General features: G+C 35.2%; 20 protein-coding genes. 13 read left to right on the forward strand and 7 right to left on the reverse strand.

What is annotated here, in order from left to right; translation table 11 throughout:
• Positions 1-903: 903 nt before the first annotated feature.
• From H8B04_RS10915 to H8B04_RS17110, 12 genes are all read left to right on the forward strand, one after another.
• Positions 904-1,362, forward strand: coding sequence for a DoxX family protein (locus H8B04_RS10915; protein ID WP_190302356.1), 459 nt, complete (start codon positions 904-906; stop codon positions 1,360-1,362).
• 246 nt (positions 1,363-1,608) lie between these two features.
• Positions 1,609-2,634, forward strand: a complete 1,026-nt coding sequence (locus H8B04_RS10920) for a FecR family protein (protein WP_190302357.1) — start codon at positions 1,609-1,611, stop codon at positions 2,632-2,634.
• Between the two features lie 166 nt (positions 2,635-2,800).
• Positions 2,801-6,016: a SusC/RagA family TonB-linked outer membrane protein gene (locus tag H8B04_RS10925; RefSeq protein WP_223815378.1), complete on the forward strand. Its 3,216-nt coding sequence runs from the start codon at positions 2,801-2,803 to the stop codon at positions 6,014-6,016.
• A gap of 12 nt (positions 6,017-6,028) precedes the next feature.
• Positions 6,029-7,627 carry a RagB/SusD family nutrient uptake outer membrane protein gene (locus H8B04_RS10930; protein ID WP_190302359.1) on the forward strand — a complete coding sequence of 533 codons (1,599 nt, stop codon included), beginning with the start codon at positions 6,029-6,031 and terminating at the stop codon, positions 7,625-7,627.
• Between the two features lie 4 nt (positions 7,628-7,631).
• Positions 7,632-8,489, forward strand: a complete 858-nt coding sequence (locus H8B04_RS10935) for an endonuclease/exonuclease/phosphatase family protein (protein ID WP_223815379.1) — start codon at positions 7,632-7,634, stop codon at positions 8,487-8,489.
• A gap of 12 nt (positions 8,490-8,501) precedes the next feature.
• Positions 8,502-9,305, forward strand: a complete 804-nt coding sequence (locus tag H8B04_RS10940; protein ID WP_190302360.1) for an endonuclease/exonuclease/phosphatase family protein — start codon at positions 8,502-8,504, stop codon at positions 9,303-9,305.
• Between the two features lie 192 nt (positions 9,306-9,497).
• Positions 9,498-10,058 carry an RNA polymerase sigma factor gene (locus tag H8B04_RS10945; protein WP_190302361.1) on the forward strand — a complete coding sequence of 187 codons (561 nt, stop codon included), beginning with the start codon at positions 9,498-9,500 and terminating at the stop codon, positions 10,056-10,058.
• 123 nt (positions 10,059-10,181) lie between these two features.
• Entirely contained in the window at positions 10,182-12,482 is a 2,301-nt protein-coding gene (locus H8B04_RS10950; RefSeq protein WP_190302362.1) for a mechanosensitive ion channel family protein, read from the forward strand.
• A gap of 51 nt (positions 12,483-12,533) precedes the next feature.
• Positions 12,534-12,824, forward strand: coding sequence for a hypothetical protein (locus tag H8B04_RS10955; RefSeq protein WP_190302363.1), 291 nt, complete (start codon positions 12,534-12,536; stop codon positions 12,822-12,824).
• Positions 12,824-13,195, forward strand: coding sequence for a hypothetical protein (locus H8B04_RS10960; RefSeq protein ID WP_190302364.1), 372 nt, complete (start codon positions 12,824-12,826; stop codon positions 13,193-13,195). The genes H8B04_RS10955 and H8B04_RS10960 overlap by 1 nt, the downstream gene beginning before the upstream one ends.
• Positions 13,195-14,337, forward strand: a complete 1,143-nt coding sequence (locus H8B04_RS10965) for a glutathionylspermidine synthase family protein (protein WP_190302365.1) — start codon at positions 13,195-13,197, stop codon at positions 14,335-14,337. Before H8B04_RS10960 ends, H8B04_RS10965 begins: the two co-directional genes overlap by 1 nt.
• Positions 14,338-14,403: 66 nt before the next feature.
• Entirely contained in the window at positions 14,404-14,583 is a 180-nt protein-coding gene (locus tag H8B04_RS17110) for a hypothetical protein (protein WP_223815380.1), read from the forward strand.
• Here H8B04_RS17110 and H8B04_RS10970 read toward each other — a convergent pair.
• The 3 genes from H8B04_RS10970 to H8B04_RS10980 are packed head-to-tail and all read right to left on the reverse strand — an operon-like array spanning position 14,569 to position 16,164.
• Complete coding sequence (locus H8B04_RS10970) at positions 14,569-14,763, reverse strand: hypothetical protein (protein WP_190302366.1); 195 nt, start codon at positions 14,761-14,763, stop codon at positions 14,569-14,571. The two genes, H8B04_RS17110 and H8B04_RS10970, sit on opposite strands and share 15 nt — an antisense overlap.
• Positions 14,764-14,769: 6 nt before the next feature.
• Positions 14,770-15,948, reverse strand: coding sequence for a BaiN/RdsA family NAD(P)/FAD-dependent oxidoreductase (locus H8B04_RS10975; RefSeq protein ID WP_190302367.1), 1,179 nt, complete (start codon positions 15,946-15,948; stop codon positions 14,770-14,772).
• A gap of 36 nt (positions 15,949-15,984) precedes the next feature.
• Entirely contained in the window at positions 15,985-16,164 is a 180-nt protein-coding gene (locus H8B04_RS10980) for a hypothetical protein (protein ID WP_190302368.1), read from the reverse strand.
• A 135-nt stretch (positions 16,165-16,299) separates the two neighbouring features.
• Here H8B04_RS10980 and H8B04_RS10985 point away from each other — a divergent pair, with 135 nt between their 5' ends.
• Positions 16,300-18,207, forward strand: coding sequence for an AAA domain-containing protein (locus H8B04_RS10985; protein ID WP_190302369.1), 1,908 nt, complete (start codon positions 16,300-16,302; stop codon positions 18,205-18,207).
• A gap of 96 nt (positions 18,208-18,303) precedes the next feature.
• Here H8B04_RS10985 and H8B04_RS10990 read toward each other — a convergent pair whose 3' ends face one another.
• The 4 genes from H8B04_RS10990 to H8B04_RS11005 form a co-directional block, all read right to left on the reverse strand.
• The gene (locus H8B04_RS10990; RefSeq protein WP_223815381.1) at positions 18,304-18,597 is read right to left on the reverse strand and encodes a hypothetical protein; all 294 of its coding nucleotides are present in this window, start codon (positions 18,595-18,597) and stop codon (positions 18,304-18,306) included.
• 173 nt (positions 18,598-18,770) lie between these two features.
• Positions 18,771-19,385, reverse strand: coding sequence for a 5'-methylthioadenosine/S-adenosylhomocysteine nucleosidase family protein (locus H8B04_RS10995; RefSeq protein WP_190302371.1), 615 nt, complete (start codon positions 19,383-19,385; stop codon positions 18,771-18,773).
• Positions 19,386-19,892: an S-ribosylhomocysteine lyase gene (locus tag H8B04_RS11000; protein ID WP_190302372.1), complete on the reverse strand. Its 507-nt coding sequence runs from the start codon at positions 19,890-19,892 to the stop codon at positions 19,386-19,388. It lies immediately after the preceding gene.
• Between the two features lie 154 nt (positions 19,893-20,046).
• A complete protein-coding gene (locus H8B04_RS11005; protein ID WP_190302373.1) occupies positions 20,047-20,346 on the reverse strand; it encodes an antibiotic biosynthesis monooxygenase family protein in 300 nt (99 codons plus the stop codon).
• Positions 20,347-20,459 lie beyond the last annotated feature (113 nt).

Genomic DNA, 20,459 nt, shown 5'->3' on the forward strand with positions numbered 1-20,459 from the left:
CAGTTCTTATCGTGACTTATCAATCGTAAAAACAGGCTCCTAACGCCTAATGAACTGTCCAAGTTGCAATAAGAATGAGAGAAGGGGACTAACATTTCGAAGAGTGTTTATTGACTAATGACGGACTAAAATCTTGCTCCTTCTCTCTGCTGGATCTTTTTAAACTGAACAAAATTATATTCTATTTAATATTATCCAAATATATTCCTACAAACTTACGATGACGGTGTAATTTTCCAATAAAATCAAAATCCTTACAATCACTTAAATATCAACTTAGCAGAACCTTATTAAATCATCGTCATATTGAACGCAGTGAAATATCTATGAACTATTTGTAGCCTATCTAAAACCATAAAAGTAATTTATTCTCGCTCAAGCCGCGAGGGGCTTTTCATTTTTGTCTTGACACAAAAACGAAACAAAAAGGTCAAGGCTTGGATATTTTGGCTAAAATCCACTTGTTTACGCTAAACAGATTTGAGCCGTTTCACTTCTTAAATCTGTTTTTAACGCTTTAACTTCGTGGATTTCTTAACACCAAAACATCCTAGGCCGTTTCTTTTGGCAGTTGCTAAATAAAATTTTTCAATAACAACACAATCCTTACAACCACTTAAATATCGCCTTAGCGGATCGGCAATAGCAGGAAGAATGACACGTTGTGCCGATACGGTACAGCGATGAGTTTTGCATACTTTTGCGGTCAAAAGTATGATGCCCGTCTGACATAGAAGACAACAACAGGTACTACTTCCTTCACAAAGGACAACAGAATACCTTACTTCTGTTATAAGTCACAATGACAAATGAGAATAATTATTTAAATAAAAAAAAATATCACAACTTTTTCTTTATTAATACGTTATACTAATATTAACCATTATAGAAAGGAGATTTGTTATGAATCTTGCACAAAAAAGAATACCTATACCTTCTCGCACCACTTCGTCATCAAGAGCTCATTGGATAGATTATCTACGCATTGCACTTGGCGTCATTATATTGGCCAAAGGTATAAGCTTTATCAATGATCGAGATGCGGTTCAGCATCTGATCGAACAGACTAATTTTCAATTGTCCATCTGGGGAGCAGTACATTATGTTGTATTCACGCACTTAGTAGGAGGGCTGTTTATTATTTTGGGCTTTCAGACTAGACTGGCTTGTATTCTTTTATTTCCGGTATTAGTCGGGGCGGTCTTTTTCGTTAACATTACGAATGGCTTTGGATTTTTAAATTCAGAGTTTTGGTTGTCCATCTTCGTAATGTTGCTGTTGATTATTTTTATAATTCAAGGCTCAGGACGATTTTCATTGGATAATATGATGAATAAGCCAGGGTATCAACGGGAAATTTAAAAAAATAAAAAGAGGCCGTCTCAAAATAATTGAGGCGGCTTTTTTTATATTTAACCTTCTTTCCTCAAAGAACCTATGTTTTCATTCTTTTATTCCTTAAATAAGCGCGGTGAATTGCAGAATTCACCTCTTTTAGGACACATTTCCCCGATGATGTTTTAAAGAATTTAGAAAAAGAAAAAATATTTTAAAAAAAATGTCTATAAAACTGAAACTTCTGCTCTATATAGATAAGTAACCTGAATTATGAACTATCAAAAGAAGAACTTAAAAAAGGTTTTCCATATTACGGATGAACATGTGCTTTCTGATATAGAAAAGAAATCCTTATATGGTAATATTTTAAAGAAAGCAAAACGTAGACGAATGGTTAAGCTTATTTGGCAAACCAGTAGTATTGCGGCTCTTCTTGTTATGGGGTTACTATTGTTCAAGCCAGAAGATCAAATCAAGGAGATAGACATCAGAGAATTTGCGGAACATAGTCAAAGTATTATTCCAAAGACGGATGATTCGATAAAGATTGTAGCCAGTGCTTTAAAGAACAATGTAGACCTTGATAAGGATATTCAAATATATACCGTTACCACACCTGAATCATTGCACGAGAATAATAAGGAGAAATATTTAACAATTTATGTTCCTTATGGCAAACGTCTGGACTTTAATCTTCCAGATGGTTCTACGGTATGGCTCAACTCAGGTTCGTATCTGACCTATAATAATGATATGGAAAATGAGGATAGGGAAGTTTATCTAAATGGTGAAGGTTTCTTTAATGTGACGCATACTGGTCGTAAATTCATTGTGCATACCGCATCCAGTGCTATCGAAGTATTGGGAACTTCTTTTAATGCCTCTTCCTATGAGGATGAACATATGTTTTCTGTAGAATTAGTAACCGGTAAAGTACAATTAACCAGCAATAAACAAAAATATGCTTCTTTCAATATGAATGCTGGTGAAAGTGTGTTGATAAATACAAAAACACATAAAGTAGAAAAATCATTAGGACTAAATGAAGATGATATTTTATGGACTAAGAAACAGTTATCACTAAAAAATGTGGCTATGCGGGATGTCTTAAAGAAAATGGAACGGATCTATAACGTTCAGATATATGCAGATAAGGTCGTAACGGATATGAATATTAATTATTCGGGAAGGTTGAATGTAGGGGTGGATATAGTCACCTCATTAAGCAGTATCTATGAATTAAATAATTATAAAATAGTATTAAAAGAGAAGGAGGTATATATTACTAAAAAATAAAAACTCATTACTAACCAAAAATATGAAGAGGAGCTGGCACTCCCCTTCAAGAGTTTAAAATTAAATCACTTACATAATTTAAAATTGCATCTAAAATATGAAATTAAGATACATCAGACAAAGTTTTTTGTTTGAAGAGAACGTATTGTCTCGAATCAGGTATGTTATGCAGATTACAACAGTTTTAATTATTGGACTTTTTATGTCAATCTCCACGATGGGATACACTCAACGTGTGAGTATTAATTTGAAAAACGTTCCATTAAAAACTCTATTAGAAGAATTACAAAAGCAAACAGATGTTGCTTTATTATTCTCAGAGAATTTAGTTGCTAACAAGCGCGTGTCAGTCCATATCAAAGATATTCGATTGACGGATTTATTAAACAAGGAGCTTCCTAAACATTCATTGGGATACAAATCGTTTAATGGACAAATAACTATTATACCTCTGAATGAAAAACCTGCTGAACTGGAAGGAGTAAAAGTAGAGAAAGTCACTGAACAGGAAACCATTACGGTGAAGGGTAGAGTTTTTAATATGGCTGAACCTCCTCTTGCGTTAGAAGGTGTAAACATCTCTGTCAAAGGAGGTGGTACGGTAGGAGTGACAGGTAGTGGAGGATACTATACGGTGGTGGTACCTAAAGGTGCTTATCTGACCTTTACTACAGTAGGCTATCATGTAAAAGAAGTTTTGGTTTCAAAAAATGAAAACAACTTAACTGTATCCTTAGAGGATGATGTGGCAGATGTAGAGGAAGTCGTGGTCGTAGGTATGACCGAAATGCAGAAAAAGCATATCGCTAGTTCTGTAGCAAGTCTAAATGTGTCTTCCAATATTGAAGGTAAAGCCATTACTAGTTTGTCTCAATCTCTTCAAGGTGGGGTGACAGGTTTGAACGTACAGCAAGGTTCTGGTTTACCAGGAGGAGATGCAGCAACTATTAAAATTAGAGGTATCTCGACACTGAATAATGCTGACCCTTTAATATTAGTGGATGGCGTTCCGATGGATATGAACCATATCGATCCTGTCACTGTAGAAAGTGTAACTATATTAAAAGATGCAGCTGCAGCAGCTATTTATGGAGCACGTGCTGCTAATGGCGTTATCTTAATCACCACTAAAAGAGGTAAAGCAGGTCAGATCAATGTACTATATGATGGTTATTATGGTCAACAAAATCCAACTCAAATTCCGGATTTTGTAGATGCGCCAACTTATATGCAAATGTATAATTATGCTACAGTAGCCTCAGGTGGACAGCCTTTTTATACAGAAGAAGAAATTCAAAAAACAGCTTCAGGTGAAGATCCAATTAATTTCCCAAATACCAATTGGGTAGATGAATTGATTGATAAATATGCACCATTAACATCGCATTCATTAGCTATTAGCGGTGGTAATGATATTGCACGTTTTGCGGTAACGGGTAACTATATGTATCAGGCAGGGATGTTGCCATTGAATAAAATGGACCGTTTTAATATTCGTGCGAATACTACCGTGTCCCTTTCTAAGAAATTCTTAGTTAATCTGGATGTCTTAGGTATCAGAAGAAATACAATGTATCCAAATCGTTCATTGAGCAATGGAGGTATCCGTATGCTAGATGATTTGTATAGACTTCCACCTACCATCTTACCTAAATATCCTGCAGAAGAAGGATGGCCAACTATCTATGGTAGATATGCGGATATTGTCAACCCTGTAGCCTATGCAGAAGTGGGAGGTACATTAGGATATCAATACGACCAGGCAACTATCAATTTGCAACCTAAATGGAGTATTTCGGATAACTTGAATTTAAGAGGACAATTTAGTTACCGTTTAAATAGTGATGTGTACAAGCAAAAAAGAGATAACTTCTATTTCTTTGATTATTACACCAAGCAATTAGTGCAGACTTGGGCTGTACAAAGAGATGCCTATTCGGAGACAAGAGATACCTATCTATTCATGAGTACTATGTTGGATTACAATAAATCATTCAACCAACATAATGTATATGCTATGGGAGGATTCTCTATGGAGAAATTTAATAATGGGTATTGGAATATGTCTGCCTTAGCCTCCGCCTATGCTAAAGTGAATTATTCTTTTGATGACAGATACTTAGCCGAATTGTCCTTCCGTGCTGATGGTTCTTCGAAATTTGGTCCAGGTGAAAAATGGGGATATTTCCCTTCTATTGCATTAGGCTGGAATGTAAATAACGAGAAGTTCTTTAACGTAAATGCGATATCTAATTTCAAAATCAGAGCATCCTATGGATTGTTAGGTAATGAAAATATAGGTTTGTATAAATATCAAAACCTTATTAATACTTCGAATGGTACAGAGAGTGTATGGGGTAATCCAGATATTACATGGGAAAAGGTTCATATCCTTGATATCGGTCTTGACTTATCTATCTTGAATAATAAGTTGGGATTGACTTTTGACTATTATGATAAAAAGACAAAAGATGTGATTTTGCAACCTGCTGTTGCTCCATCTGGCTCCTTGGGTTCAGCACCTCTTAATTCAGGTGAAGTGTATAACAAAGGATATGAGTTATCCCTAAATTATAATCAAGACTTTGGAAAAGATTTTTCATTCTCCTTCCGTCCTGGATTTACTTACAATAAGAATAAAATCACGAGTTTATTTGGTGGACCTTATATCACTGGTATAGAAATCAATGAAACTGGCTATAGTATTAAGAGTTATTATGGTTATGTGTCAGATGGTATATTACAATATTCAGATTTTGAGGACAACAAAATCACTGCTAAAGTTCCTATTGTAGCAGGTCAAGGTCCTGGTGACATAAAATATGTTGACTTAAATGGTGATGGAATCATTGATGAGGATGATCAACAAGTAATTGGTGACCCAACACCTCGAATTAATTACTTTGCGAATTTCAGTTTCAACTATAAGAGATTGGATTTGGAATTTTTGTTGCAAGGCACGGGAAAGCATGACTACTCGGCTAACCTTGGTGGAAAGTCAAGCGGTTATTTATGGCATCCTTTAAATATGAGTGCGTCGGGTGGTGTACCTACAAATTATAGAGCGGCTAACTCATGGAGAGATAATAACCAAGACGCCATCTATCCACGTATATTGGCTAATCCCGCTACAAACATTATGAGAAGTGATTTTTGGCTTTTCAATGCACAATATATGCGTGTGAAATTCATACAACTTGGATATAGATTGAATAATAACTTCTTGAATAAATATGGAATTAAAAACTCAAGGATTTATTTAAATGCACAAAATCCATTATTGTTTACTGGTGTTAAACAAGCCGATCCAGAATCACAAGGGGGCTCATGGACTTATGGTATTATGAGAACATTCACAATGGGTGTTACAGCTAATTTTTAATGACAGGTTATTATGAAAACAAAATATAGATTTAAAACTATTCTAGGCGCTATATTCGCTTTTAGCATAATGCAGGTATCCTGTGATAATTTCTTAACCATTGATAGTCCGACAGGTGTATCGGATGAGCAATGGTGGAATACTGAAACTGACGCATATAATGCAATCGCTACTATTTATGCTGGTATTCCGGGTGGTTCTTCTGGTCGTAATATAATGTATTATAGTGGTTTGACTGATGAAGCCGTTCACAGAGGAGATTTTAAAGGAGCTTATGATGATTTTACGAGAGGATTAGCTACGAGTAGATGGGGGATTTCTCAATCTTTATGGACGGATGATTACATCTGTATCAGACGTGCTAATAGATTCTTAGAGAATGTGGATAAAGTATTTATGGATCCATCTCTAAAAGAACGTATGATATTAGAAGCACGTGCTTTACGAGCTTACTACCATATGGAGTTGATGATGGTTTTCGGAGATATTCCTTTGCTTACCAAATCGCTTACAGTGGAAGAAAATAAGCAGCCACGTACTCCTATAAATGAGGTGTATAATTTTTTAGTGGAAGAATTGAAAGTATGTGCGGAGTTATTACCAACTACATATACTAATGCAGATAGACATCGTGTCACGAGCGGTACCTGCTGGGCATTGCTTGCGCGTCTTGGCTTGTTTAAGAAAGATTATGAATTAGCGAAAATGGCCTCTAAAAAGCTGATTGATTCAAAAGTCTATAAACTTTGGAAAAACACAACTAATGTGGCTCTTAGCTATAGTGAATTATTTAGTTACACGGGAGAGTTGAATGACGAGCGTATTTTTTACAAAGAGAATGGCTGTAGTAATGCGTGGACTTCATTTGCCCCTTACGGTATAGGTGGTGAAACTTATCTTTCACCTACCAATACAGTAGTGGATAATTTTGAAACCAAACAAGGAAAAACTATTTACGAGTTAGGCGCTGATTCTGCAGCGATCTACAAGAAAAATCCTATCTACAGAAACAACAGAGATCCAAGGTTAAATGCATCAGTTTTTGTGCCTAATGAGAACTTCCAAAATAAGTATGTTTTAGATCCTTTTTACAATCCAGCAGATAAAATAGGTTTGACTAAATCTACAGCTACTGGATTTTGGATTAAGAAATATATAGATCCCAGAGATCAGCAATCAAAATCTGGTTCACTAGATTTTATGATCATTCGTTATGCAGAGATGCTTTTGACTTATGCAGAAGCTATGATCGAACTTAATGAGTGGAATAATTCTACTGTTTTGGATGCGATCAATGAAGTCAGAAACCGTGCAGCAATGCCTTCGGTCAATACTACGGTTTATAATTCCCAAGCAAAGATGAGAGAATTGATCAGACGTGAAAGACAAGCGGAGTTAGCATTTGAAGGTGGAAGATATTTTGATATCAGAAGATGGGGAATTGATGTTGAAGTAATGAATGGACAAGTATATGGAGCGACAAATCCAACTACGGGAGAAATTACACGTGTGCAGACGCGTAAATATAGCCGCGATAGAGAATATCTATGGCCAATCCCAGAAGTAGAGCTAATTCCAAATGAAAACATGGTTCAAAATCCAAATTATTAAAAGTATGAGAAAGTTATTTATAGTGTTTTTTGTTTTTTTGATTGGATTTGGTTTCAATTCATGTCAAAAAACATATGAGCCAGGGGATTGGAGCGAATTGCCGGAATACCCTACAGAGGATGATGATGAGTATACTGGTCCTACTAAGACCTTGAAGATCATGTCCATTAATATGAATTTAGCTTCTACACCGGCGAATTTTCCTAAAATGGTGGATATAGCGAAAGCCTACAATCCAGACTTATTGTTATTGAGACAGTGTGATAGCAAAACTACCAGAGCTAATTCAGTTGACAGACCACAAGTAATTGCAGATGAGTTGGGAATGGAGGTTTATATGAAAGGACGCAGTTACCAAAATGGTTTATTTGGTAATGCTTTATTATCGAAGTTTCCGATTAAAGAAACTTTTGGATTGGATCTCACTATAGGTACTGCAGGCGAGCAACGTATGTTTGCTATGATAAAGGTCGAAATAGAAGAAGGTTTAGAAATATATTTTGCTGGAACAGAATTGGAAACTATAGCCGCAGACCGCAGACCTCAGGTTATAGATATATTGCGTGTAACAGGTGAATTAACACTGCCTCTTATTTTTGCGGGTAATTTCAATGAACAACAGGCTTCGCCAGGTGATGCATTGAGTTATTTATCGGGTACATTCTCATTTGCATGTCCTGTTGCAGGTTGTGCTTTTAATGCACCAAAAGCTGGTCCTACAGGAACGTATGATTATATTACTTTTCAGGATCCCGGAAAACAATTGATAGTATCAAAGAATTTAGAGCCATTTAGAGTTCCAGAGACAGCGAATACCTTTTTTCCAACTACTGCGGAGATTAAGGTAAAACTTGCTCCATAAAACCATTAAGCTATGATAAAAACTATTTTAACTAATTTAAGTGTTATTGCCATAATATTTATTACGTGCTGTAGCAGTTCCAGTGATGAGGCAACGCCAATTAAAAGTAATAAGTTGACGTTATTGACGTATAATATTCACCATGGAGCTCCTTCTAGTCCTGATGTGATTAATTTAGCAAATATTGCGGCAGTGATTAAGAAGAGTGGTGCGGATGTAGTTGCTCTCCAAGAGGTCGATGTAAATACGGATAGATCGAATAAAGTTGATCAAGCCAAAGCATTAGCGGAATTATTGGACATGGAATATTACTTTTCCAAATCTATTGACTATAGAAATGGTGAATATGGAAATGTTATATTAAGTAAATATCCAATGAGTAATAAGCGTAGATTTGAACTACCTATGCCTGTCGCTGGTGAAAAAAGAAGTATAGCATTGGCTACGATTCAATTACCTAATGGTAAGACAATTGAATTTGGTGCTACGCATTTTGATCTTGCGGAAAGTAGAGTAGAGCAAGCTAAGTTTTTGAACAACTACAGCAAGGAGTTAAATAAACCTTTATTCATTGGTGGAGATTATAATGCTACACCTGACTCTCCAGAAATGTTAGAATTAAAAAAGGAATTTAATTTCTCCTGTAAAGGACCATGTCCTTTTACAATACCCGTGAATAGTCCAAATAAAGCAATAGATTTTATAGTTTTTAATGGTAAAGCACAGCAGGGTTTCACGTTACTCTCTGGGGTAGCTATGAGTGGTCAATACGCGTCCGATCACTTGCCAGTTATAGCGGTATTTCAGTACCAATAACAGATCTAATATTACAAGGAAAAAAGGGAGCAAAATATGCTCCCTTTTCTTGTGAATGAATAATTAAATATACTATCTTTGATTAGTAAACCTGTGGTAAGCATATATAATTTATCAATTTAATAACTACAATTTATCAGTTAGATAACCTTAGCAGCTTATTTTTGAATTAGTATATAATTAGGAAATAAAATGACCTGGATAAACTTTATACAAGGAGACGAAAAGGCTTTTGAATCAGTATATAATGAATATATTGATGATCTTTTTGCGTTTGGTGTAAGGTTCCATTCAGATAAAGAGATTGTCTTGGATTGTATTCATGATTTGTTCGTTAGTTTATACAATAATTCAAAAATTGCCAAACAGGTCGATGTAAAGTTTTATTTGTTTTCTTCGCTTAGGAGACGTCTTCTGAAAGTGAAGAAAGAGGCTTTAAAATTTACAGAAGAAGAGATTCCCGATAACTTATTTCATATTGCTAGTCCAGAGTTTGAATGGATGGAGCAGGAATCGGAAGAAATTAATGTCAATAGGCTAAAGAAATATGTTGAAAAGCTGCCTAAGCGTCAACGAGAAGTTTTATTCTTTCGATACTATATGAATTTTAGCTACGAAGAGATTTCTTCTATTATGAATGTCAGTGTCGAATCTTGTCGTACTTTATCTTATCGTGCTATAAAACAATTGAAAATTGACCTTACTTCTTTGGAAGTCACTACCTTATTGTTGTTATACTTCAAACCATTCTAGGTTTTCATAGCCTTCACATCACTTTCTTTATTCTCTGAAATCTCAACAATCTTCACTTCCAAGAAAAATAAGCTAAAGTTTATTCCGATATTAGATGCTTAAGATTACACTTTCAGAAGGTTTATGAACAACACATTTCAGACTTATATTTTCTTAAGTATATTATTTTTATTTAATATTAATACTGCTCTATCTCAAGACAGTACAGGACGATTAGTGGATCGTGTACATCCAGATTCTACACATCATGTGGTTTCGGATTCTATGCGAAGAGATTTGCGGGCTCTGGAATTAGGGTATTTGGATAATCTTCATATTCGCGATATAAATGTTGTTGTCAATGAATTGGTTGTAAAAAGTGAGGCACAGATTAAGAGAAAGAAGAATGCTTCGAAAGATTCTATCCTTCACATCAACCGCTTAATACACGATGACAATGTACAGCTCAACTCTATATTAAATTCTCTAAACAACTACAGAGGGAGTATATTGGCATCCAGATCTTCGGTACAAAGCCTTATTCAAAAATATCAGATCAACGAGCAGAAATTTCCGAGATTATCGGCAAGGTTGAATACTTCTTTGAATCAGTTAACTACTAAATTGGATTCTATACAATCGGCATCCGCGCAAGTAAATGCACTGATTGCTAGAAATGAAAACCAACAAAAAGATGTAGCATCCACACCGCAAGAAATTGTAGCAACGGATTCTGTTAAATCATCGAATTCGATTTGGAAATCCACTTCTCAAAATATATCGCGTGAGACGATTATAAATAACATTAAGAACAATTATCAGAATACCAATGCTTTTGGAAGATATTTTAAAGATATTCCATGGAGTTCACGTATTTTGCTGTTGCTTTTAACTATTGCATACGCGTATTGGTGCTTCCGTACACGATTTGATATAGATCGTAAATCTGGAAAGACCCTTTCCAAAATCTGGATTGCGAAGGTAGTATGTAAGGCTATTATTTTCTACTTTACGCTATTACCTTTAGTGAGTTTGTTCACTCCAACATTTGTTATACAAGCCGCACAGATTGTTATCATTATTTTCTATACAGCTTTATCGTTTAACAAGCTCAGTCTTACGCAAAGAAAAGTGTTGGGTGTGATCATCTTGTTTTACATTCTCGATGTATTTGTAAATATGATCGTAAGTGATGATATGTTTTTGCGTATTATCTGTATCGTGTTCAATCTTCTGGCATTGGGGATGGTTAGTTACAGCAAAAAACGTATTCGTGATAAAGACTCCGCGGGTTATATCAACAATTTTATTTATGTGATCTTCGCGATATTGAATGTTACCGCTATCATATTGAATATCATTGGTAAAGTAGATGCTTCCCGAAGCTTCAGTATAGCTTGTGCTGTAGGTTTAGTTCAATCTTTTACTTTGCAGTTTTTCATTGAAATGATTCGCGAAGATTTACAAAGACAATTCGACCGTGATAATCTGTATAGAGGATTTTGGTTACGATTTAACCAAGCTCGTACGATGAAGATTATTATCGAGGTGGTGCGTTTTATTTGTGTGATTCTCGCTGTGTTGGTACTGGCAAACAATCTTCAGTTTATAGATGAATTAGTACGTTTCAGTGAAAGTGTTTTGGAGAAAAAACGTCACATCGGGGATATAACCTTTACATTTAATCACCTTATCGTTGCGGTGATCTTGCTATTGGTTACAAATTGGCTTCAAAAGAATATTAGTTTGATTGTCTTAGGTGGCGAAAATGGACAATTAAGCCAGGTTTACAACCAAAAGATGACGCTTTTCCCATTGGTGCGCTTAGCGATTATTCTAGTCGGATTCTTCTTTGCGGTGTCTGCCTTGGGTATGAGTTTGGATAAATTGACCGTTGTAATTGGTGCACTGAGTGTGGGTATAGGTCTAGGTATGCAGAATATCATCAACAATTTTGTGTCAGGAATTATTTTGGTATTTGATAAACCATTCCGCGTCGGTGACCAGATTGAACTAGCCGATAAGAAAGGTCGTGTGAAGGAAATAGGAATTCGTGCTAGTGTGTTGCAAGCAGGCGATGGAGCGGATGTAATCATTCCAAATGGTGATTTGCTGTCAGGTAGAGTAGTCAATTGGACACTTTCTCACGAATACAGTAAGACGAGTTTTACTATTATGGTCGATAGACAAGCAAATTTGGATGAAGTGTATAAATGGGTTAAAGAAGCCGCTGAGACTAATCCTAATTATTTAGATAATTTGGGGGTTTCCATTAGTGTACAGGATGTGAGTGATGATATGGTATACCTTAGTGTGGTTGGCTGGGTAAATTCTGCTGCAAATACTGGAGGTTTCAAAAGTGATGTGTTCTTGCATCTTTACAAAAAATTTGAAGCCGAAAATTTGAAATTTTATAGCGTAGCACCAACTAAGATTATTCAATAATCGAACAAGGAATTGTTTAAGATGTTATATTTGTGATTGACTAAATTTTATATGAAATATACTTTTTTAATTATATCTGTTTTGGGCTTAGCATCTTGCGTTAATGAGCCTGAACAAGCTTTGGAACAGCTTGACAAAAAATCTGCTCGTGAAGTGACACTGAAAACAGTAACACAAGGCGATTCTGTGTTGCATATCACGACACAGCATATATGGTACAATGGTGAAGAGATTGCTTCAAAATCCGATACCATAAAAACAGGTATTGCACCACAAACCTGGGGTACGGTTGATACTGCTTCAACATTAAGCAAAGTTCCAATTTATGTAACTGTACAATAATGAGAAAGACAACTACAAGAAATATACAATTGGTATTGATTACGTCGGTATTGGCTTCATGTGCCCAGCCTGATCCTAATCAGTCTGTAGAAGGCAAGCAACGTGTATTTATGCGTGCGGATTCTACTGCACCATATACTGAAGTAACAAACAATTACCATCAAGGTGGACACGGTAGTAACATGGGTTCATCGTTATTATGGTTTATGGCGTTTCGACATATGGGCGGAATGATGGGCTATGCCAACAATAGCTTACACCCGCAGTCTGTAGCAGGTACTAATTCAGCAAAAGCTTCTGCCTTTAAAGCTCAGCGTGGTGGATTTGGGAAGAGTTCAGTTTCATCGCCTAGATCTTCTTTTGGTTCATAATGCAGATAAAGAAACTACGTATTGATCCAAATTGGCAATCTCGTTTAGAATCTATTGGGTATGGTTATCATACTTTTGAAGGTGAGCGGTATTGGGTAGATGATTATTATTACGAGATCCGTGCAAAAGAAGCAGACTTAATCTATAAAGCGACCACAGAACTGTGGGATATGTGTTTGCAGGCGGTGGAATATGTTATTCAAAATAAGTTGTACAGCAAATTTCATATTCCTGCTTATATGATCCATCATATTGAGCGGAGTTGGGAGAATGATGAACCTTCTATTTATGGAAGGTTTGATTTTGCTTTTGATGCAAATGATAATGAACTCAAAATGTTGGAATTCAATGCGGATACTCCGACTTCTTTGTTCGAAACAGGTATTGTGCAATGGTATTGGAAAAATCATTATTTTCCCGAATTAACCGATCAATTTAATAGCATTCACGAGCAGCTTATTGATAGTTGGAAGAATCTTAAACCTTATCTCAAAGGAGAAATCCTCCATTTTTCCTGCGCTAAAGAAACATTGGAAGATTTGACCAATGTGGAATATTTGCGTGATACGGCTATCCAAGCTGGTATCGAGACGAAATTAATTTATATTGATGATATTGGTTGGGATGGACGCGCTTTTGTGGATTTGGAAGGTGAAGAGATTAAGTCCATTTTCAAATTATATCCCTGGGAATGGATGGTAAATGAAGAATTTGGTGTTCATATAACTAATGACATCAATGAAGCGCAGTGGATAGAACCTTCCTGGAAAATGCTTTTGTCTAATAAGGCTATTCTACCTATATTGTGGGAACTATTTCCTAATCACCCATACTTGCTTTCTTCCTATTTTGAAAAACCTGCTCATTTAAAGCATTACGTACGTAAGCCCATTCTTTCGCGTGAAGGCGCAAATGTGGAAATGTATTACGAGAATGAAATGATTTACGATACAGCAGGAGAGTATGGCGAAGAAGGTTTTATCTATCAAGAATTAGCGACGCTACATCGTGAAGAAACCGGGTTTTCTATAATAGGAAGTTGGGTTATTGGACAAGAATCTTGTGGTATTTCTTTCCGCGAATCCGATATGCCTATTACGACGGATAAAAGTCGCTTTATCCCACATATTATTAGACATTAAATTTTTTTTGATATACATGCAACCATAATTGATGTTTTCTCGTCTTATAGATGAAAAACATCAATTATGAAATTGCTAAGATTATATTTTTTGGGATTTATATTGTCATTAGAAGCTTGCTTCCCTATACGGCAAGAAATGCAAAAGGAGTTAGTACTTCTTTTTGAAGATCAATTTGACTGTTTATTTGCTGAGCTAATAACGACAGATTTTGTGCAAGAAAACTTTTTATTACTTCAAGCCTAATTCTTGAAATAGCTTTTCGTATTCTTCGAATCGATGTTCGCGAATAGGGCGTACGAAAGGTTCAGTTCGAAAATACAGGAGCAAGGCGGGTTGAATTTGTTTATACTTGTCTACGTATTCATATTTAACCAATTCTCCGTTGGAAATACGTTGTTTTATTTTATTGTGATAAGGATACATAGGGATTTAAGACTTTGAATTAAGAATTTGCGCTGCACAATAATGTCCCATGCTAAAGCAAGCTTGTAATAGATAACCTCCAGTTGGGGCTTCCCAATCCAGCATTTCTCCAATGCAGTATATGTTAGGCGCTTTTTTAAGAGCCAATGTTTGTTTGATTTCCTCAAAACAAATTCCACCAGCAGTAGAGATCACTTCATCAATAGGTCTAAAACTTTCTACTTGTATCGGAAAAGATTTAATAGCATTTGCTAATAATCTTGGATTGGTATAAGTCACTTTATTCAATTTTTTGAGTAAGGATAATGCTGTTTTGTTGAGTTTTAGCTTCAGCTTAAGAATTTCTGATGTTTTATTGGAAGATTTTAAAAATGCCAAAATATCTTCTTCCGAAAAATTGGGCTTTAGATCGATGTAAATGGTTAGGGGAAAGGAGTGAGGACGTGTAAATCTATTCAAATAATAAATGGGACTGCCTTCTATACCGTATTGTGTAAATACGACTTCTCCTTTTTTACGAATATCACCAAATTTGACTTCGATATTTTTTAAAACCTGTCCTTCCAAGTCCTTGAAATCTTCTGTCGTATTATATCCAGAATTAGAAGGAGCCATTGGATTTATTTTAATTCCTTTTGCTGTTAGAAGCGATACCCATTTGGCATCAGAACCTGTTTTTTGCCAGGAGCCTCCACCTAAAGCAAGGATAAGTCGTGAAAATTCTATTTCTACAATTTCATTACCATGCTGTATTATCGCTTTATTATCAGAGAAGTCTACAAATTTATGGTCATAATGAATTTGAACACCTAAGCTTTTCAACTTATCCAACCAGGCTTGTAATACTTGGATAGGCTTGATAGATTTCATGGGAAATATTTTTCCAGAACTTCCTACATAAGTATCTATGCCTATACTTTTTAACCAATCTATAGTTTTTTGGTTATCAAATGATTCTACTATACCCTGAATTTCCTTTTTATCGTATTTTAAGATAAACTCCTTAATAGGTTCACTGTGTGTTAGGTTAAAACCTCCATGTCCCGCTACTAAGAACTTTCGTGCCGCGGCTTTATTCTGTTCATAAATATGTACGGTTTTTCCAGCTTCAGCCAATCGCTGTGCAGCCATCAATCCCGCTGGACCAGCACCAATAATCACAATAGGAGGTGTTTGCATGTACATGCAAAGATAGGGAAATAGCTTATTCTAACTAATATGTTAATCGTGATTATCTACTTTATTTGGGTTAGGAGGCAAAGTACTTTGATCGTTTTCCGGACGTTTTGCCGTGTTGCTCTCTACTTTAGTATTTTCCTCTGTATTCTTTTTGAAGTCCTCATTTTTATAAGGATCTTTCTTCGAATTGTTTTTGCTGATATCAGAATTGTTCTTTTCCATGGTTATAAGTTTTAGTGTTATCGAAGAACAATCTAAGATTGACTTAGTTCACTATTGTCCACTGCTTAGGGAATGGATCTTCCGATAAATGCAAGTAAAATCTTTTATTGCTAAAAAACTCCTTTTCTTTGTGCTATGAATTACTTTGATGAGCAGATAGCCTTGTTGGAAGATGAAAAGCAAATAGATTTTATTCAACATGAAAATTTACTGTTGCGTAGCTCCTTGCAAGAGCGCAGAACTCAAGGAGTAAGTTGGTTTCCAATATCCATCTCAGGAAGCGAAATAGGACGAGGGGATTACCTCACGATTACCATACAAAAAACTAACTTTTTGGAGGAAGGACACCAATTTCGTTTTGGAATGCCCGTTGCTCTTTTTTCCAATCATGATCCTGAAACCGATCGTCTCGAAGGGATAATTGCTTTTGTAAGTAGAGAAACTATGCGTATTTCTGTGCGTGTGGACGAATTACCAGATTGGACTAGACGAGGTAAGTTGGGAGTTGATTTACTGTTTGATGAACATTCCTATAAAGAAATGTTTGATGCTTTAAAAGAAGCAAAACAAAGACTTGCAGATCCTAAGGAAGTTAATCTTGTTCAGCAATTATTAGGAGAGAAAGATTATCCTTACGATTCTACTGAAGAAAATATATATCACAATGATCTTTTGAATAAAAGTCAGAATGATGCAGTGGGTGAAATGTTGAGTAACAAACCTTTAGTGCTCATGCATGGTCCGCCGGGAACAGGGAAAACTACCACATTGATAGCGGGTATTCAAGCATTATTAAAAGCACGGAAAAAACAAATTCTAGTGGTAGCACCCAGTAATACTGCCGTGGATTTGTTGACAGAAAGACTGCATGAAAAAGGAATTAACGTAATTCGTATGGGAAATCCTGTACGTGTTTCAGATCATTTACAAACTCTTACTTTAGATGCTAAAATAGATAGCCATTACGCCAACAAGGAACGTAAGAATTTAGAAAAGCAAGTCAGTGCTTATCTCGACATGGCACACAAATATAAGCGTAATTTTGGTAAAGCGGAGCGTGATCAACGTAAAGCACTTTTTGATGAGGCACGTAAGATTCGTAGAGAGATTGATAAGATTCAGGATTATATAGTAGAGGATGTATTGAACAATGTAGAAGTAATTACCGCTACATTAGTAGGATCGAATCATCCAAATATTAAACAAAGAAATTACGAAACAGTAATCATAGATGAAGCAGGACAATCATTGGAAGCCGCCTGTTGGATTCCCATTTTAAAAGCGGATAGGCTTATTATGGCAGGTGATCATTGTCAACTTCCTCCCACAGTAAAATCATCAACAAAGCCAAATGAAGGCCTCTATCTTACTCTATTCGAAAAATTGATTAAACGTTTTCCTATTGCGGTCTCTTTATTGAATGTGCAGTACAGAATGAACAGTCAAATAATGCTTTATCCTTCACAGGTATTATATGAAGGGAAATTAATAGCGGATTCCAAAGTGGCACATTGGGAGTTGATTAATGATAGTAAGCCTTTTATATTTATAGATACTGCTGGAGCTGGATTTGAAGAGCTTATTGAAGAAAATGCTATTTCAAATAAAGAAGAAGCCTTATTTTTAATAAAACATTTAAAAGAAAATCTTAATAATCTTTCTAAAGAATATGCAGAGGATAATTTTCCTAGAATTGGAATTATAGCTCCTTATCGCCAACAATCCCATATTTTGAAAGAGATGATTTACGCTGACGATTTTTTTAATCCCTTTCTTCCGTTTCTACAAATTCATACTATTGACAGTTTCCAAGGACAAGAGAAAGATATTATTTACATCAGTTTAACTCGTAGTAATTCTCTTCAAAAAATTGGATTCTTATCGGATATTCGTCGTATGAATGTGGCTATGACGCGTGCGAAGAAAAAACTAATCGTCATAGGGGATAGTGGGACAGTAGTTCAACATTCATTTTATAAAGGTATGTTGGATTATGTCATGGAGTTGAATAATTACCATAGCGTATGGGAGTGGATGGAGTAAGATATAAAGGGTAATACAACAAGAATATTGCTCTAAAGCGTATAACGCCTATTAATTTTGTTTTAAATTAATAGGCGTTTTTAATGTAATAGTAATTTAGCTTCCAGCAAAAGGACTTCCGAAAATACCAACTGCCAATTCTGCCCATATCAGAAATCCTATACCTAATACTATTGCTAAGAATATAATTTTTTGAAAGGTAGTTTTTGACTTGCTGATAGCGAAGTCAACTCCAAAACCAATTAATAATAACAGAAATGTTGCAATAATAAAGTCTAAAGCATTCCAATCTACTCCAGTAGAAAATTGCATGCCTATAACAGGTAGTAATAATATAAATCCAATCACCGAAAGGATAATAGCTCGTCTTTTGTTTAAAATCATAGTCATAATAATTGTTGTTTATAGTTAAATAAAAGTACTTTGAAATACAAAGTAAATAATACAATCTTAATTCAAAGAATTTTATGAAAATTTTAATAATTAAAATTTAGAAGGAGAGGAGTTGAATAATTGTCATTAGTGAGGCATAAAAAATGGCATCTTAATATAGATGCCATTTTTTATGCTTGTAATTCTTTTAGATAATTGGAGACGATATTGCCTAATTTTCCAGAAATCCGACCCAAAATATTTTCCCAATCTTTGACTGTACCATCACAATTGTCAGATACAATTTTAATCATGTAAAGCTGCAACTGATGTTGGTAACAAAAATCTGCCAAAGCATAAGCTTCCATATCGAAAGCTTCTGCATTTAAATCTTTTATATCTTGGTAAAACGCTGTGGTTGTATTAATAAAGCGGTCGGACGTTAGTAAGGCTTTGTTGTAGTCAAAATCATCTAATTCTACCGATTCAATTTTTCCATTCCCAACCAAGAACTTCGTGTTTTCTAAGAAAAATCCTTCCGTATAAGCATCTCCTTGCGCAAAATAGGTTGGATACAATACGTGCTCAATTGGATATTTGATAGAACCAACTGTACCGACATTGAGCAAGATTGGCTTAATTTCCAATGCTTGGATTTGCTGATACAATTTGGATAAAGCAATGACGGCATTCACTTTTCCTACACCAATTTCATAAACCGCTATGGAATCATCTGCTGTTTCAAAAGCAAGTTCATTTTTATTCGCAACTAAAATGACAGTTTTAATATTCTTATTAAGTGTCATTTACGCTTCTTGGATGTAAGGGTATTCGAACTCTAATTTGCCCGCATTAATTAAATCTAAATAGTTCTGACAAGCTTTTAATGTGTTTTCGAAGTCCATAAAAGTATAGTTTCCGCAGCTGATTGGATTTTGGAATGGCACTTCATAACCTTCTTCCAAAATAATTTCCAATACTTGTTTCATCAATGCTTGAATGTCTTGAGGAGTTCTGCTTGTACCTGCTAATACCACATAAAAGCCTGTGCAACATCCCATAGGACCTACATAAATAACCTCGTTGCCTAAAATCGTACGAATTTCTGTCGCAAAACAGTGCTCCAACGTGTGCATTACTTCTGGAGAAAGCATTCTTTCTGGAGAATTCGGACGAATCATACGAATATCGTATGTTGTATAGGCGTTTACCGCTGATTCATTTGTTTTTGAAGCCTTGGCATATATACCTTGTTTTAATATTGTATGGTCTACAATAAAACTATTTACTACAGCTTTTTCTTTTGTATACATCTTCTTTTGGATAATGTTATAATCAATGAGTAGGTTGATTTATAACGTATTTTACATTAAAAATTTTATTTGTCTCGCACAATAGGAAGACCTGTACAAAGATAACAAATTAATTTTTTACAGAATAACGGTGATTTATCTGTGGTATTGTTTCTTAACCCAGAATATTTGCTGTATCGTAATGCTCTACTGTAGGCATTGGGTCGTAGTAATCATGCAACAATTTTGCCCACTCTTGGAATAATTCAGATTCGAAAAAAGTTACCGTATGGTCTTCTAAATTTTCCCACTCTACGAATTGAATGTATTCATTACTTTTTTCTAGACTTTTGTGTATGGAATGTCTGATATAGCCTTTGCTCGCAGAGATATATTGCGCCGCGATTTTGTAATCACGTTCAAAGTTCTCTTGTTGTCCTTCTTTAACTGTTAGTTTTACAACTTCTAATACCATAATTTTTATTGATTTATGTGTTGAATTTTAAAGATAGCTATATTTGAAAAGAGTACAAATTATAAGTAAATTAATTGATAATGAGACGTGATTAGTTTATCTTAACAAGATTC

Origin of the sequence: Sphingobacterium litopenaei (assembly GCF_014692495.1) — a bacterium.
In the GTDB taxonomy this organism is placed as follows: Bacteria; Bacteroidota; Bacteroidia; order Sphingobacteriales; family Sphingobacteriaceae; genus Sphingobacterium; species Sphingobacterium litopenaei.